The sequence below is a fragment of the Inquilinus sp. genome (genome assembly GCF_039594555.1).
Classification (GTDB): domain Bacteria; phylum Pseudomonadota; class Alphaproteobacteria; order DSM-16000; family Inquilinaceae; genus Inquilinus.
Genome location: NZ_JBCNNF010000154.1, coordinates 1 through 15,031, shown reverse-complemented (window position 1 = coordinate 15,031; position 15,031 = coordinate 1). Strand labels below are relative to the sequence as shown.

The 15,031-nt window shown below is 68.7% G+C and carries 16 protein-coding genes and 1 riboswitch; of the genes, 7 read left to right on the top strand and 9 right to left on the bottom strand.

Annotated elements, in window-relative coordinates; all coding sequences use genetic code 11:
- Together ABDW35_RS17610 and ABDW35_RS17605 are read left to right on the top strand one after the other, a co-directional pair.
- The coding region (locus ABDW35_RS17610; RefSeq protein ID WP_343715183.1) for a sodium:proton antiporter at positions 1-777 on the top strand (777 nt) is incomplete at its 5' end.
- Between the two features lies 1 nt (position 778).
- Positions 779-2,020, top strand: coding sequence for a GrpB family protein (locus tag ABDW35_RS17605; RefSeq protein ID WP_343715182.1), 1,242 nt, complete (start codon positions 779-781; stop codon positions 2,018-2,020).
- Here ABDW35_RS17605 and thiQ read toward each other — a convergent pair.
- The 3 genes from thiQ to thiB all read right to left on the bottom strand — a co-directional run bounded on the left by thiQ (position 2,017) and on the right by thiB (position 5,484).
- Positions 2,017-2,739: a thiamine ABC transporter ATP-binding protein gene (gene thiQ / locus ABDW35_RS17600; protein ID WP_343715181.1), complete on the bottom strand. Its 723-nt coding sequence runs from the start codon at positions 2,737-2,739 to the stop codon at positions 2,017-2,019. The genes ABDW35_RS17605 and thiQ overlap by 4 nt on opposite strands.
- Positions 2,720-4,303: a thiamine/thiamine pyrophosphate ABC transporter permease gene (thiP, locus tag ABDW35_RS17595; protein ID WP_343715180.1), complete on the bottom strand. Its 1,584-nt coding sequence runs from the start codon at positions 4,301-4,303 to the stop codon at positions 2,720-2,722. The genes thiQ and thiP overlap by 20 nt, the downstream gene beginning before the upstream one ends.
- Positions 4,304-4,482: 179 nt before the next feature.
- A complete protein-coding gene (gene thiB, locus ABDW35_RS17590; protein WP_343715179.1) occupies positions 4,483-5,484 on the bottom strand; it encodes a thiamine ABC transporter substrate binding subunit in 1,002 nt (333 codons plus the stop codon).
- Positions 5,485-5,533: 49 nt separating this feature from the next.
- A riboswitch (TPP riboswitch) is annotated at positions 5,534-5,636 on the bottom strand.
- Between the two features lie 123 nt (positions 5,637-5,759).
- On the opposite strand from thiB, the gene ABDW35_RS17585 reads away from it, so the two are divergent.
- Together ABDW35_RS17585 and ABDW35_RS17580 are read left to right on the top strand one after the other, a co-directional pair.
- Complete coding sequence (locus ABDW35_RS17585) at positions 5,760-5,906, top strand: hypothetical protein (RefSeq protein ID WP_343715178.1); 147 nt, start codon at positions 5,760-5,762, stop codon at positions 5,904-5,906.
- Positions 5,907-5,939: 33 nt separating this feature from the next.
- On the top strand, positions 5,940-6,608 hold the full coding sequence (locus ABDW35_RS17580; protein WP_343715177.1) for a peroxiredoxin: 669 nt from the start codon (positions 5,940-5,942) through the stop codon (positions 6,606-6,608).
- A 141-nt stretch (positions 6,609-6,749) separates the two neighbouring features.
- On the opposite strand, the gene ABDW35_RS17575 is transcribed toward ABDW35_RS17580, so the two are convergent.
- The 6 genes from ABDW35_RS17575 to ABDW35_RS17550 form a co-directional block, all read right to left on the bottom strand.
- Positions 6,750-7,688 carry an acetamidase/formamidase family protein gene (locus ABDW35_RS17575; RefSeq protein ID WP_343715176.1) on the bottom strand — a complete coding sequence of 313 codons (939 nt, stop codon included), beginning with the start codon at positions 7,686-7,688 and terminating at the stop codon, positions 6,750-6,752.
- A 52-nt stretch (positions 7,689-7,740) separates the two neighbouring features.
- The gene (locus ABDW35_RS17570; protein ID WP_343715175.1) at positions 7,741-8,592 is read right to left on the bottom strand and encodes a carbohydrate ABC transporter permease; all 852 of its coding nucleotides are present in this window, start codon (positions 8,590-8,592) and stop codon (positions 7,741-7,743) included.
- Between the two features lie 4 nt (positions 8,593-8,596).
- A complete protein-coding gene (locus ABDW35_RS17565; protein WP_343715174.1) occupies positions 8,597-9,520 on the bottom strand; it encodes a sugar ABC transporter permease in 924 nt (307 codons plus the stop codon).
- A gap of 154 nt (positions 9,521-9,674) precedes the next feature.
- Positions 9,675-10,943 carry a sugar ABC transporter substrate-binding protein gene (locus tag ABDW35_RS17560; protein ID WP_343715173.1) on the bottom strand — a complete coding sequence of 423 codons (1,269 nt, stop codon included), beginning with the start codon at positions 10,941-10,943 and terminating at the stop codon, positions 9,675-9,677.
- Positions 10,944-10,971: 28 nt separating this feature from the next.
- Positions 10,972-12,150, bottom strand: coding sequence for a PLP-dependent transferase (locus tag ABDW35_RS17555; protein ID WP_343715172.1), 1,179 nt, complete (start codon positions 12,148-12,150; stop codon positions 10,972-10,974).
- The gene (locus ABDW35_RS17550) at positions 12,147-12,875 is read right to left on the bottom strand and encodes a FadR/GntR family transcriptional regulator (RefSeq protein WP_343715171.1); all 729 of its coding nucleotides are present in this window, start codon (positions 12,873-12,875) and stop codon (positions 12,147-12,149) included. Before ABDW35_RS17550 ends, ABDW35_RS17555 begins: the two co-directional genes overlap by 4 nt.
- A gap of 132 nt (positions 12,876-13,007) precedes the next feature.
- On the opposite strand from ABDW35_RS17550, the gene ABDW35_RS17545 reads away from it, so the two are divergent.
- The 3 genes from ABDW35_RS17545 to ABDW35_RS17535 form a co-directional block, all read left to right on the top strand.
- A complete protein-coding gene (locus ABDW35_RS17545) occupies positions 13,008-13,850 on the top strand; it encodes a lytic transglycosylase domain-containing protein (RefSeq protein WP_343715170.1) in 843 nt (280 codons plus the stop codon).
- Positions 13,851-13,912: 62 nt separating this feature from the next.
- Positions 13,913-14,551, top strand: coding sequence for an OmpA family protein (locus tag ABDW35_RS17540; RefSeq protein WP_343715169.1), 639 nt, complete (start codon positions 13,913-13,915; stop codon positions 14,549-14,551).
- A 115-nt stretch (positions 14,552-14,666) separates the two neighbouring features.
- Positions 14,667-15,031, top strand: a 365-nt coding sequence (locus ABDW35_RS17535; RefSeq protein WP_343715168.1) for a thiamine pyrophosphate-dependent enzyme, incomplete at its 3' end; no start/stop codon positions are given.

The following is a 15,031-nucleotide window of genomic DNA, read 5'->3' as shown; positions in this document are numbered from 1 at the left end:
TGCTCGGTGGTCCTGCTGGCGCTGTATCTGGTGATCGACATCGTCCTGTTCCGGCGCGAGCACGGGCTGCGCGAGGTGCCGGCGGAGCCGCGCGTGCCGTTCGGGCTGGAGGGCGGGGTCAATCTGCTGCTGCTGGCCGGCGTGGTCGGCGCGGTGCTGCTGAGCGGCGTGTGGAAGCCGGGCGTGCAACTCACCGTCTATCACGTGCCGGTGGCGCTGGAGAACCTGGTCCGCGACTTGGCTCTGCTGGCGATCATCGGCCTGTCCTGGGTGCTGACCAGCCGGGAGAGCCGGCAGCTCAATGACTTCAACTGGTTCCCGATCGTCGAGGTCGGCAAACTGTTCGCCGCGATCTTCGTCACCATCGTCCCGGCCATCGCCATCCTGCGCGCCGGCCGGGAAGGAACGCTGGCCGGGCTGGTCGACCTCGTCGGCGGCACCGGCGCGCCGAACAACCTGGCCTATTTCTGGCTGACCGGGGCGCTGTCCAGCTTCCTCGACAACGCGCCGACCTATCTCGTCTTCTTCAACATGGCCGGGGCCGACGCGCAGCAGCTGATGGGGCCGCTGGCCACGACGCTCGGCGCGATCTCGGCCGGCGCCGTCTTCATGGGCGCGAACACCTATATCGGCAACGCGCCGAACTTCATGGTGCGGTCGATCGCGCAGGAGCGCGGCGTCGCCATGCCCAGCTTCTTCGGCTACATGGCCTGGTCCTGCGGCATCCTGCTGCCGCTGTTCGCGGCGGTGTCGCTGCTGTTCTACGCCGGAGCGTAGGATGGGTGACGGATCCGGGAAGCGCCGGGCTATCGAGGTGGTCGACTACGACCCGGCCTGGCCGGCGCTGTTCGAGGAGCTTCGGGCCGGGCTGGAACGGCTGCTGGCGGGGCTCGTCCTCGAGATCCATCACATCGGCAGCACCGCGGTGCCCGGGCTGTGCGCCAAGCCGAAGATCGATGTCGACATCGAGCTGCGCTCGGCCGCCGTGATCCCCGAGGCGATTGAGCGGATGCAGGCGACCGGCGCCTATGCCTATCACGGCGACCGGCATGGCGACGGCATGTGGACCTTCACCACCGGCCGCGGCTCGCGCGGGCAACGCCTCTATCTCTGCGCCCCCGGGACGGCGGCGCATCTGCGCCGGATGCTGTTCCGCGACCATCTGCGGCAGCATCAGGAGGCGGCGGCCACCTATGCCGCGCTCAAGCGCAGGCTGGCCTCCGAGACCGCGGACGACTGGGGCCACTACACCGGCGGCAAGGGCGCATTTGTCGCCGAAATCGTGCGGCGGGAAGCGGCCCGGCGGAATCAGCCCGTCCCGGACGGCAGCCCGCCCGGGATCGAGCCGCGAGCCTATGACTACGAGGCCCAGTATCGGCGCCTGCAGGATGCGGGCAGGCCGGGATGGGCCGGGGACCAGCACGAGCGCGCCCTGGCCGGGGTGAGGGAGACGCTCGACCGGCTGGAGCGTGAGGGAGTCCTGTCGCCACCACCCGCGAGGATGCTGGAGCTCGGCTGCGGGAACGGTTCGTCATCCTACCTGCTGGCCGGCAAGGGCTACGAGGTCCACGGCATCGACATCTCCGGCTCCGCGGTGGCCTGGGCGCGGGAGCGCTTCGCGGCAGCCGGGCTCCGCGGGACATTCCATCGGGGGAGTGTCTGCCGCATGCCCGTTTTCGCCGACGACACCTTCGACATCGTGTTCGACGGCAGCTGCCTGCATTGCCTGATCGGCGATGACCGGGCTGCGTGCCTCGCCGAGATCCGCCGCATCCTGCGGCCCGACGGCGTTTTCGTGGTCAGCAGCATGTGCGGTGAGCCCCGGTCCGCCGATGCCCGGGCCCGCTTCGACTCGCGGACCCGCTGTCTGATGCGGGACGGCCATCCCTACCGGACCCTCGAGCCCCTCGCGGCGCTCGAAGCGGAGCTGGACGGCGCCGGTTTCGCGGTGCGGGACCGCAGCGTCGCGGTCAATCCCTGGTGGGATCATGCCACGCTGGTCTGCGGCCGATCCGGCTAGCCCGCTGGCCCGACATAGCCGAGATAGTCGGCGATTTCCGGCAGCGGCGGGCGGGTCAGCAGCTCGGTGGCCGGGCCGGTGGCGGCGACGCGGCCATCCTCGATGAAGGCGGCCTGCGCGTCGATGCCGGGCAGGGCGTCGAGCTGGTGGCTGACCATCAGCACGGTCAGGCCGCGCTCCCGCCGCAGCCGGTCGACCAGCCCGACCATCTCCCGCCGCTGCGCCGGCCCGAGCGCGGCAAAGGGTTCGTCCAGCAGCAGGATCGGGCGGTCGCGCACCAGGCTGCGGGCCAGGGCGACGCGCTGGCGCTCGCCGCCGGACAGCTCGGCCGGGCGGCGCGCCGCCAGCCCCTCCAGGTCGACATGGGCCAGCGCCTCCTGCACCCGCGCCGCCTCGGCCGGGGTCAGCCGCCCCGGATGCAGGCCCAGCGCCACGTTCCTCGCCGCCGTCAGATGCGGGAACAGGTTGTGGTCCTGGAACAGGGTGGTCACCGGCCGCGCCGCCGGCGGCAGTCCCAGCGCGTCGCGGCCGAGCAGGCGCAAGGTTCCGGACAGCGGCGCCTCGAAGCCGGCGATCAGGTTCAGGAGCGTGCTCTTGCCGGCGCCGCTGGGCCCGAACAGCACGACGAAGGCGCCGGCCTCGATCGCCAGGTCGAAACGCATCTCCATCGCCTCGTAGCGATAGGTCAGGGCCTCAATCTCAATCGCGCGTGTGGCCACCGAAGATCCTCTCGATCAGGCCGAACAGGGCCAGCCCCATCAGCACCAGCAGCAGCACCACCGTCGACGCCTCCTGCAGCCGGTAGGCGCCGAGCAGCTGCGCCACCAGCACCGGCAGGGTCTGGTTGCCGTCGCCGCCGAACAGGGCCGCGGCGCCGAGGTCGCCGAAGGCCAGCCCCGCTGCGATCGCCAGGGCGAACCCGGCCGGCCGGCGCAGCAGCGGCCATTCCACCAGCCGCAGCCGGGCCCAGCCGGACAGGCCGAGACTGTCGGCCAGCCTGCCGTGGCGATGCTGCGCCAGCTCGGCGGCGCCGACCAGCAGGCGCAGCACGAAGGGCAGGGCCATCAGGGCGTTGACCATGGCGACGATCGGCAGCGCCCAGCGCCGCAGGTCGGCGGTGCCGAGCAGCATGACGAACAGCCCGGCGCCGAGCGCCAGCGGCGGCACCACCAGCACCACCGTGCCGCTCAACTCGAACAGCCGCGCCAGCCGCCGACGCCGGCGGCCGATCCGCAGCACGGCAATGCTGTGCGCCAGGGCCCAGCCCAGCACCAGGGCCAGCGTGGCGGCGCCGAGCGCCACGGCCAGGCTGCGGCCGGCGGCCTGCCACAGGGCGGCGCTGAAGAGAATCGGCTTGCCGATGCCGCCCAGGCCTTCGACCAGGATCGCGACCAGCGGCAGCAGCACGAAGCCCCCGGCCAGGACCAGCACCACCGTGTCGATCGTGCGGGCCGTCCTGCCGCGTCCGTCGCCGCGCAGCACCGGGCGGCCGATGCCGCCTTCGTCCGCGACCCGCCCGGTCAGCCGCATCGCGGCCAGCACCAGCAGGGCGCACAGCGCGACCTGCAGCAGCGACAGGGCGACGGCGCGGCCAGGGTCGAAATCGAAGCGCAGCGCCTGGTAGATCGCGATCTCGATGGTGGCGGAGGCCGGGCCGCCGCCCAGCGTCAGCACCACGGCGAAGCTGGTGAAGCACAGCAGGAACACCAGGGCGGTCAGTCCGGGCAGCTGGCGCCGCAGCATCGGCCATTCGACCAGCCGGAACAGGTCGGCGCCGCGCAGCCCCAGCATCGACGCCAGGCGCCAGCTCTCCGCCGGGATCGTGCCCCAGGCGGCCAGCAGCACGCGCACGGCGAAGGGCATGTTGAAGAACACATGCGCCAGCAGGATGCCGGTGAGGCCATAGATGTTCGGCCGGATCGGCAGCCCCAGCGTCGCGAACAGGTCGGCCAGCAGGCCGGAGCGGCCGAACACGGTGAGGATGCCGAAGGCGCCGGCCACCGCCGGCACAATCATCGGCAGGCCGAACAGACGCAGCAGCAAGGTGCGGCCGGGGAAGCGGCGGCGCGACAGGGCGCGGGCGACCGGGATGGCAATGGCGACGCTGATCAGCGCCGACAGCCCGGCCTGCAGCGCGGTGAAGCGCAGCACCGACCACAGATAGGGATCGGCCCAGACCGACAGCAGGTCGAGATCGGTGGCGGCGCGGATGAGGCCGGTCGCGGCCGTGCCGATCAGCGCCAGGATGCCGAGCAGCGCCAGCAGGCCGGGGAGGGAGCTCATGCGGAGGGAATGGCGGACATGTCCGGAGCCGGCCTCCGCCTCACCCGAAATCGCTGCGCGATTTCGACCTCTCCCTGGGGAGATGTCAGACGGCGCTGCCTCTGCCCTCTCCTCGGGGAGAGGGAGGGGCCCGCGACGTTGGCGGCGGGAGGATGAGGGGGTGGCTCGGCCCAACGGCTCTACTTGCTGGTCGCCTGCAGCCATTCGGCGATCCAGGCGGCGCGGTTGGCCGCGACCTCCTCGGGCGGGTACAGCAGCGCCTTGGCCGGGGCCGGCAGCGCCTTGTAGGCGTCGGGCAGGCCGGCTTTCGGCGTCACCGCTGGGTACATCCATTGGGTGGTCGGCAGCTGGTCCTGGAAGGCCGGGGTCAGCATGAAGGCCAGGAACCTGTCCGCCAGCTCGGGATGCGGCGACGACGCCAGCTTGGCCGCGACCTCGACCTGCAGGTAGTTGCCCTCGCTGAACACCGCGGCGCCGACATTGCTGTCGTTCTCGGCGATCACGTGATAGGGCGGCGAGGTGATGTAGCTGAAGGTCATCGGCACCTCGCCCTTGCGGAACAGGCCGTAGCTCTCGCTCCAGCCCGGGGTGACGGTGAGGATGCGCGGCTTCAGCTTGGCCCAGGCCTCCGGCGCCTTGTCGCCATAGACTTGGCGGACCCAGAGCAGCAGGCCGAGCCCCGGCGTGCTGGTGCGCGGATCCTGGATGGTCAGCTCCAGGTCGCTGTTTTCGACCAGATCGTGCAGGCTCTTCGGCGGGTTCGGCACCTTGGTCTTGTCGTAGACGAAGGCGAAGTAGCTCCAGTCGAACGGCACGAAGACCGGGTCTGTCCAGGCCACCGGCAGCGACAACCCGTCCAGCTTCTGGCCGTGCGGCGCGAACAGGCCGGTCGCCGTCGCCTCGGCGGTCAGGTTGGTGTCGAGGCCCAGCACCACGTCGGCTTGGCTCGACTTGCCTTCCAGCTTCAGCCGCGACAGCAGGGCGACGCCATCCTCGACGGAGGTGAACTCGACCGTGCAGCCGCATTCGGCCTCGAAGGCCTTCTTCACCTGCGGCCCCGGGCCCCAGTCGGCGGTGAAGGATTCGTAGGTGTAGACCTTCAGCACCGGCGTCTCGGCCACGGCCGTGCCGGCGAGGGCGGAGGTCAGGGCCGTCAGCAGGACGGCGGCAGTCAGGCGCATCACGATTCCTCCGCATGGGTCGAAGCGGAGGCGGAGAGGGCCGATGCCTGAGGCGTCGTCTCGCGCTCCCTCCGCCGGCATGACCCGGATCAGGTTCGTCGGGTTGACGCTGACGCGCCTCTCAGCCCCCGCGGGCACCCCGGCAAGACGCGCGCATCATCGGGGCGCGCGGAGAGCCTGTCAACGCGGGCGCGAATGGTTGGAAGACGACCATTCGGAGGTCTTGCGGCAAGGCATTCGATGGCACATGTCTCCTGCACAGGTTGGAGGAGTCCATGGCCGAGCGCGGAATTGTGGCCCTGCTCAAGACGATGAAGCCGTTGAGCGAGGATTTCCCGGAGATCGACGATCCCGCGCCGGAGCCAGAGATCATTTTTGTCGAAGACGACGCTCCTGATGACACCGGCTCCGCGGCACGGTAAAATTACACAATTAACGCTAATTGGAGGTAAAAAATGGCCGGACCGCTCGCGATTGGTGAGGACGCGCCCGATTTCGAAGTCGAGACCACCGAGGGGCGGATCCGCTTCCATGACTGGCTCGGCTCGTCCTGGGGCGTGCTGTTCTCCCACCCCAAGGACTTCACCCCGGTCTGCACCACCGAGCTCGGCGCCGTGGCCAAGCTGAAGCCGGAATTCGACCGCCGCGACGTCAAGGTGATCGGCCTCTCCGCCGACCCGGTCGACCGGCACGCCGCCTGGGCCCAGGACATCAAGGAAACTCAAGGCGCTGCCCCGAATTTCCCGGTGATCGCCGATTCCGAGCTGGTGGTCTCCAAGCTCTACGGCATGCTGCCGGCCGATGCCGGCACGACGTCGGAGGGCCGCACCGCGGTCAACAACCAGACCGTGCGCAACGTCTACGTCATCGGCCCGGACAAGAAGATCAAGCTGGTGATCTCCTACCCGATGACCACCGGCCGCAACTTCGACGAGATCCTGCGGGTGATCGATTCGCTGCAGCTGACTTCCAAGCACAAGGTCGCCACCCCGGCCGACTGGAAGAACGGCGAGGACGTCATCATCGTCACCTCGGTCTCGGACGAGGAGGCCAAGCAGAAGTTCCCGGCCGGCTTCAAGACCCTCAAGCCCTACCTCCGCACCGTCGCCCAGCCGCGCGACTGACGATCAGGTTCGTCCCGTTGTTGTCATTGCCGGGCTTGACCCGGCAATCCAGAAGGTCTCGACAGTCTCTGGATGCCCGGGTCAAGCCCGGGCATGACATTTTTTGGTCCGAGAATGCCTGTCAGAGCAGCTGACTCTTAATCACCTGCCCAGCAGCGCCTTCGCCATCATCATGTGCACGCCCTTGCAGCCATTCACCGTCTGGGTGATGCGCAGGTCGCCGGCCAGGCTGCACAGGGTGTAGGCGTCGTAGCGCGACAGCCCGGCCACTTCGCCCAGCAGCACGATCATGTCGCGCAGCGCCATCTCGGCGCAGCGGTCGAGATCCGGCGCCATCCCCATGGTGATGTGGTGGGTCGGCGTCTCCGCCCGCGGATAGGTGAAGCTGAGGTCGTCGCGGGCGATCAGCTGGAAGGTGCCCTGCAGTGCCGTCTCGATCGCGGTGACGCAGACCTCGCCGTCGCCCTGGGCGCCGTGGCCGTCGCCGCAGGAGAACAGGGCGCCGTCGTTGAACACCGGCAAATAAAGTGTGGTGCCGGCCACCAGTTCCTTGTTGTCGATGTTGCCGGCATGGTCGTGCGGCTGGATCGAGCTGATCCGGCCCCAGCCCTTCGGCGGGGCCACGCCCATGACGCCGAAGAACGGGTTCAGTGGGAGGTCCAGCCCCCAGGGCAGCCGGGCGGTGCCGCGCTCGGCGTCGAGCGGGATGTGGATCAGCCGCATCTCCTCAAAGTCGTAGGGCAGGGTGCCGGACAGCGGGCGGATGACGTTGTAGCCCCAGTCCTGGCGCAGCGAGACGTCGAGGATCCGCACCTCCAGCACCTGTCCCGGCCGGGCGCCGCGCACCGCGACCGGCCCGGTCAGGATGTGGCCGGGCGTCGACCGGTCGCAGCGCTCATGGATCTCGTGGATCTCGGGCGGGATGTGGAAATCGCCCTCGGGCAGCGCCGCCGGCCCGCCCGACACGGTGTCGATCACGACCGTGTCGCCACTGTCGACGGTCAGGACCGGTTCGCGGGTCGCGTCGAAATAGCCCCAGGCGCAGGTCTCGGCGGACGCGGGCACATGGTGTCGCGGCATGGTCGGCTCCCCTCCGATGGAACCGACACGCTCGGACGTTTCCGCCGCCGGATCAACCCTTCACGGCGCCGGCGGTCAGCCCCTGCACCAGGTAGCGTTGGATCACGGCGAAGAAGATGCAGACCGGGATCAGCGCCAGCACCGAGGCCGCGGTCATCTGGCCCCAGTCGACGCCGAACTTGGCGACGAAGGTCAGGAGGCCGACGGCGAAGGTCTTCTGGCTGTCCGAGTTGATCAGCATCAGCGCGAACAGGAGCTCGCTCCAGGCCGCGGTGAAGACGAAGCCCAGAGTCGCGCCCATGCCCGGCAGGGTCAGCGGCAGGATGACTCGGCGCAGCGCCTGGAAGCGGTTGCAGCCGTCGATCATCGCCGCCTCCTCCAGGTCCTTCGGGATGGCGTCGAAGAAGGACTGCATCAGGAAGGTGGCGAAGGCGACGTTGAAGGCGCTGTAGATGACGATCAGGCCCATCAGGTTGTTGGTCAGCCCCAGCGGCGCCATCAGGCGGTAGACCGGCGGGATGATCATCACCAGCGGGAAGGTCTGGGTCAGCAGCAGCACGAACATCACCACCGGCTTGGCCTTGAAGCGGAAGCGCGAGAAGGCGTAGCCGGAGGCCGAGGCGCAGACCGTCACCACCGCCGCCGTGGCGATCGAGACGATGACGCTGTTCAGGAAGTAGCGCGGGAAGTTGCTGGCGGTCAGCACCGATCCGAAATTGGCCAGCGTCCATTCCGACGGCCAGAAGGTGATGCCTTCGGAGAACAGCAACTGTGTCGGCGTGACCGAGATCTTGACCAGCCAGTACAGCGGGAACAGCGCGAACAGCAGATAGGCGCCGATGCCGAGATAGAAGCCGGTGCCGCTGGCGGCGCGCCCGAGGGGCGAGCGTCCGACGATGGTCATGGTCTCATTGCCCCGCGAGCAGGCTCTTGCGCATCCGGATCAGGATGCCGGCATAGAGCAGGAGGAGAAGCAGCAGCACCGTCGCCACGGCCGAGGCATAGCCGAAGTTCAGCCGGGTGAAGGCCTGGCTGAAGATGTAGGTCGACAGGATGTTGGTGGCGTTGGCCGGGCCGCCATTGGTCATCACCCAGATCAGGTCGGCGAAGGTGGCGATCCAGATCGTGCGCAGCAGCACTGTGATGGCGATGGTCGGGGCCAGGAACGGGATGGTGATCTTCGCGAAGCGCTGCCACGCCGTGGCGCCGTCGATCGCCGCCGCTTCGTAGAAATCGCCCGGGATCGCCTGCAGCGCGGCCAGCAGGGTGATGGCGAAGAACGGGATGCCGAACCAGATATTGGCCAGGATCGGGCCCCACATCGCCAGGTCCGGGTCGGACAGGATGTTCGACGGCTCCGACAGCAGGCCAAGATCGGCCATCCAGTAGGGCAGGGGCCCGACCACCGGGTTGAACAGCCAGGCGAAGACCAGGCCGGACAGGAAGGTCGGCACCGCCCAGGGCAGGAACACCAGGGCCTGGACCACCCGCTTGCCGCGGAACGGCCGGTTCAGCAGCAGGGCGAGGCCGAGGCCGCCGAAGAACTGGAACACCAGGCTGCCGACGGTCCACCAGACGGTGTTCTTCAGCGCCCGCCAGAAATTGGCGTCGCCGAGCAGCGTCTCGAAGTTCTTTAGCCCGATCCAGGTCGGCTTCCCGAACGGCCCGAAATTCTGGAAGGCGTAGGACAGCCCGACGATCAGCGGCACCAGCATGCTGAGCGTCAGCAGGATGATGGCCGGGCTGAGATAGAGCCAGGGCTCCAGCGCATTGCCCAGCGCGCGGCGGAAGGATCCCGGGCGTGCGCCCGGGATCGCGTGAGTGGCGGTCATCTAAACCATCGCATGTCTGACTCCGTCATGGCGAGGCGCGGAGCGCCGTGGCCATCCAGGGGCCGGTGCGAGCTGCCCTGGATGGCCACGCCCCTTCGGGGCTCGCCATGACGGCTTGGGATTGGCCGCGGACCGATATGAGCCGCTGCCCGCGTCACTTCTTGCCGGCCAGGAACTTCTGCTGCGCCGTGGTCAGGTAGTCGGCCCATTCCTTGGCGACGTCCGCGGTCTGCTTCTGGCCCAGCAGGGCCTCCTGGAAGCTCTGCACCGACATCACGTCGAAGAAGTAGCCGAACTCCTCGAGATGGGCCGGCCAGGGGATCGGCTGCCACTGCGGATCGTTCAGCTCCTGGAACCAGCCGGCATAGCGCTCGCCGGCGAAATGCTCGTTCTTCTCGGCGCCCTTGTGGATCGGCAGCACGCCGACGAACTTGGCCCACTCGATGTTCTGGTCGCTGTCGAGGAGATAGGACATCAGCTTCCAGCTCTCCTCCTTGTGCTCGCTGTTGGCGAACATCGACCAGCCGGCGTAGCCGATCGAGGGATAGGCGTGGCCGCCGGGGCCGACCGGCATCGGCGCCACCGCGAAATCCTCGGGCTTCATGTGATCGAGGATGCCGATCATCGCATCCGGGTCATTGTCCAGCATCGCGCAGGTGCCGGAGTAGAAGCCGGTGACGGTCTCGTTGAAGCCCCAGTTCAGGCTGTCCTTCGGCGCCCCGCCCGCCTTGTACAGGTCGACCAGGAACTGCATGCCCTTGGCCGCGTCGGCATCGGCGAAGGTCGAGGTGCCGTCGTCGTTGAAGAATTTGCCCTTGCCGTCCATGGTCAGCATGAAGAAGGCGGTGCCGCCGGTGCCGCCCTTGCCGCCGCGCAGGCAGTAGCCGGCCTTGCCGCCGCCCAGCGCCGCGATCTTTTTCGACACGTCCATGAACTCGTCCAGCGTCTTCGGCGGGGCCGCGACGCCGGCCTCCTGGAACAGCTTCTTGTTCCAGTACAGGCCGCGCAGATAGAAGCCGTAGGGCACCATGTAGGGGGTGTTGTTCACGGTCTTCGAGAACTGCACCGCCCGGTCGTTCAGCGTCGACGCCTGGTCCCATTTGGCGATGTAGGCCGACAGGTCCTCGAGCTGGCCATTGTTGGCGTAGAGCGACATCCAGCGCTCCGGCATCTCGGCGATGTCCGGGGTCTCGCCGGCCTGCACCATGGTCAGGAACTTCTCGAACGCCTCGCCCCAGGGCAGCGAGACGATCTCGACATGCACGCCCGGGTTCGCGGCCTCGAACTTGCTGATCTGGCCCTTCAGGAACTCGGTGCGCTGCGGGCTGGTGATGACCTCGACCAGCTTCAGATTGGTGTCGGCCAGCGCCGGGCCGGTAAAGGCGATCGCGGCCAGGCCGGCCAGGAGCATCAGTCGTTTCATTTTTGCCTCCCTGTCAACAAAGCGAAAATCAGTTCACGGAGCCTGCGAGCGCGCGCTCGAGATCGGCCCACAGGTCCTCGGTGTCCTCCAGCCCGATGGCCAGGCGGACGATGCGGGGCGTCACCCCGAAGGCGGACATCGAGTTCGGCCCCTGGGCCTGGCGCAGCGAAGCGCGGGCCGGCACCACCAGGCTCTCATGCCCGCCCCAGCTGACGCCGAGCTTGAACAGCTTTAGGGCGTCGACCAGCCGCGGCACGTCGACCTTCTCCTCGACCTCGAAGGAGAACAGGCCGCTATGGCCGGTCAGCGTGGCGCCGCCGGGGTGGTTGGAGAAGGCGGGGTGCAGCACCCTTGTGACCAGCGGGTGGTCGGCCAGGCGGCGGGCGATGGCCAGCCCGCTCTCCTGGTGCTGCCGCATGCGAAGCGGCAGGGTGCGCATGCCGCGCACCAGGAGCCAGGCCTCGAAGGGCGACAGCTTGCCGCCGAGATAGGGATAGGCGAGGTCGTTGACCCGGGCGATGCGCTCGGCCGACCCGGCGATCACCCCGGCCACCGTGTCGCTGTGGCCCGACAGGTATTTCGAGGCGGAGTGCACCACCAGGTCGACACCGTGCCGGATCGGCTGCTGGAACAGCGGCGTGGCCCAGGAATTGTCGATGATCGTGGCCGCGCCATGCGTCTTGGCCAGGGTCGCCAGCCGCCCGATCTCCTGCAGCTCGAACATCATCGAGGTCGGGTTCTCGAGATACAGCAGCTTCGCTCCGGGCAGGGCGGCCTCGACCGCCGCCAGGTCGCCGGCATCGACGTACTCGACGGTGATACCCAGCCGCGGCATCAGCTTCTCGAACAGCCGGTAGGCGTCGCCATAGACGTGGCGGGTGCACAGGATGCGGTCGCCGGACCCGGCGATGCTGAGCACGGCGGAGCTGATCGCCGCCATGCCGCTGGCGGTGCCGCGCGCGGCCTCGGCCCCTTCCAGGGCGGCCACCTTGCGCTCGAACTCCTGCACCGTCGGGTTGTCGCCGCGGGAGTAGATCGGGCGCTTCACCTGGCCGGAGAACGCGGCCTCCATCTCCGCATAGCTGGCGAAGGTGAACAGCGAGGTCTGGTAGATCGGCGGCACCACCGCGCCGGCCGGGAAGCTGTCGTCATGCGCCAGCGTCGTGGAGGCCCCGTATTCCTCGGGGGGAGTGAAATCGTCGGTCATCGGGTCCGTCTGCGGTCGGCGTCTCGGATGTCCTCATCGACCATGTCGATGATGGTCAGCGCGGCGGCGCGCGCGCCGTCCGGGTCGCGCCGGACGATCGCGTCGTACATCACGCGGTGATAGGGGAAGGTGCGGCCGGCGAAATCCGGCATGTCCAGCGGGTTCTCCCAGAAGCGGTGGAAGGCGTCCCGCATGCTGGCCAGGATCTGCTCGAAGATCGGGTTCTCGGTGGCGCGGAAGATCGACTGGTGGAACTCCCAGTCCTGCTCGGGCGCGTCGCCGTATTTGGTGTGGTGCGCCTCCATGATGTCGAGGCGGCGGCCGATCTCGGCGATCTGCTCCTCGGTCGCGCGGCGGGCGCAGATGGAAGCGGCCTCGCCCTCGAGCGCCCGCCGCACCTCCAGCGTGTGCAGCAGCGTGTCGACGTCGGAGGCGCGGTCGATGGTCAGCGGCATGTGGATGCTGGCGGTCGACACCGGCACCTTCAAATAGGTGCCGCTGCCCTTGCGCATCTCGACGATGCCCAGCCCCTCCCAGCGCTTCAGCGCCTCGCGGATGGTGGAGCGGCTGACCTGCAGCTGCTCCGCCAGATCGCGCTCGGGCGGCAGCCGCTCGCCGGGGCGGATGCCGGCGCGCTCGACATGCTCCGCGATCGCCGCCAACGCCGCCTCGTCACGCGTCGGCGTGCGGATCGGCGACAGGGAGGAGCGAAGGCGGGCGGACATCGGCGGCGGCAGATTTCAAAATTGGTCTGACATCTGGACCACTTTGATCGAATGCATTGTATGCCGTCAATATCGGTTTGCCGTCGCGACGGCGGCGGTTACAAATCGCAACATCGTTGCGAGGTGGTCCGGATGCGCGTGCGGTCATGGGGCTGGGTCGGGGTCGTCTGGGCCCTGCTGTCCTGCGGCGCCGCCGAGGCCGCGCAGGGCAAGGATGAGACGGTCGAGCAGGCGGTGTGCCGGTTGATCGAGCAGTCGGCCGCGGCCGAGAACCTGCCGCTGGAGTTCTTCACCCGGCTGATCTGGAAAGAGAGCCGGTTCCGGCCGCGCGCGGTCAGCCCGAAGGGCGCGCAGGGGGTGGCCCAGTTCATGCCCGGCACCGCCAAGCTGCGCGACCTGGACGATCCGTTCGACCCGGAAACGGCGCTGCCGGCCTCCGCCGCCTTCCTGGCGGAGCTGCGCGACCAGTTCGGCAATCTCGGCCTCGCCGCCGCCGGCTACAATGCCGGGCCGAACCGGGTCGAGAGCTGGGTCGGCGGCCACGGCTTCCTGCCGCTGGAGACCGAGGATTACGTGCTGTTCGTCACCAAGCGCCCGGCCGATGACTGGGTGCCGAAGGCGGATGGCAGCGTGCCCAGCTTCGACGGCAGCGACAAGCCCTGCCTGGAGATCCTGGCGTCGCTGAAGACCGAGGCGGACCGGGACGAGCTTGTCTCACCGACCGCGCCCTGGCATGTGCAGATCGCCGGCAACTTCTCCAAGGGCCGGGCGCTGGCCTCCTACAACCGCGTTCGCTGGCGCTTCCCGCAGCTGATGGCGGAGATCCAGCCGATGATCGTCGGCACCCGGATGCTCAGCATGGGCACGCGGCGCTTCTACCGGGTCAGCGTGCCGGCGCAGAGCCGGGCCGAGGGCAACCAGTTCTGCAGCCGCCTGCGCCGGGCGGGCGGGGCGTGCATTGTCTTGCGCAACTGAGCGGGCTTGAAGAAGCCACACTTCCCGCCGATCCTGGTCAACGGTCTGCGAGGGAGGGTGCAATGCGTTTCCCGAAATGGGTGATCCTGGTCGGCCTGGCCGCGTCGGTCGCGTCCTGCCAGATGGACAGCGCGCCGAACACGATCGGCGGCGCGGCCGCCGGCGGACTGGCCGGAGCCGGCATCGGCGCCCTGGTCAGCGGCGGCAATCGCGGCACGGGGGCGCTGATCGGCGCCGGCATCGGCGCGCTGGCGGGCGGCGCCATCGGCAACTACATGGACCGGCAGCAGGCCGAACTGCGCCGCAACCTGGCCGGCACCGGCATCGGCGTGAACCGCCGCGGTGACAACCTGGTGCTGGAGATCCCGGGCGACGTCACCTTCGCCACCGATTCCGCGACCATCAAGCCGCAATTCTACGGCCCGCTCGACCAGGTCGCGGCGACGCTGAACCAGTACACCAGCACCTATATCGACGTGGTCGGCCACACCGACAACACCGGCCCGGCCGAGTACAACCAGCGGCTGTCGGAGGCGCGGGCGCGCTCAGTCGCCGACTATATCTCCTCGCGCGGGGTCTATCCGCCGCGGATCAACATCGGCGGCGCCGGCGAGGACCAGCCGAAGGCCAGCAACGCCACCGCGGCGGGGCGGCAGGAGAACCGGCGGGTGGAGCTGACGATCCGGCCGAACGGGCAATAGCGGCGGCAGGATTCCTTCGACCAAAGTCGGAAGCGATACGCGACGGGTTCACAACCCGAAGCACGGCACGTTACGCTCATTGCCGGACATAAGATCCGCAACGGGAGGAACGGCCATGCAGCTGAGTCGCGACGACCTTTTGCGTGCCTATCGCCAGATGCGCCTGATCCGGGAATTCGAGGATCGGGTCCATCTCGAATTCGCCACAGGTGAGATTCCGGGTTTCGTCCATCTCTATGCCGGTGAGGAGGCCAGCGCCGTCGGCGTCTGCCTGCACCTGACCGACCGCGATTCGATCGCCAGCACCCATCGCGGCCACGGCCACTGCATCGCCAAGGACTGCGACCCTGTGGCGATGATGAAGGAGATCTACGGCCGCAAGGACGGGCTGTGCGGCGGTAAGGGCGGGTCGATGCACATCGCCGACCTGTCCAAGGGCATGATGGGCGCCAACGGCATTGTCGGCGGCGGCCCGCCGCT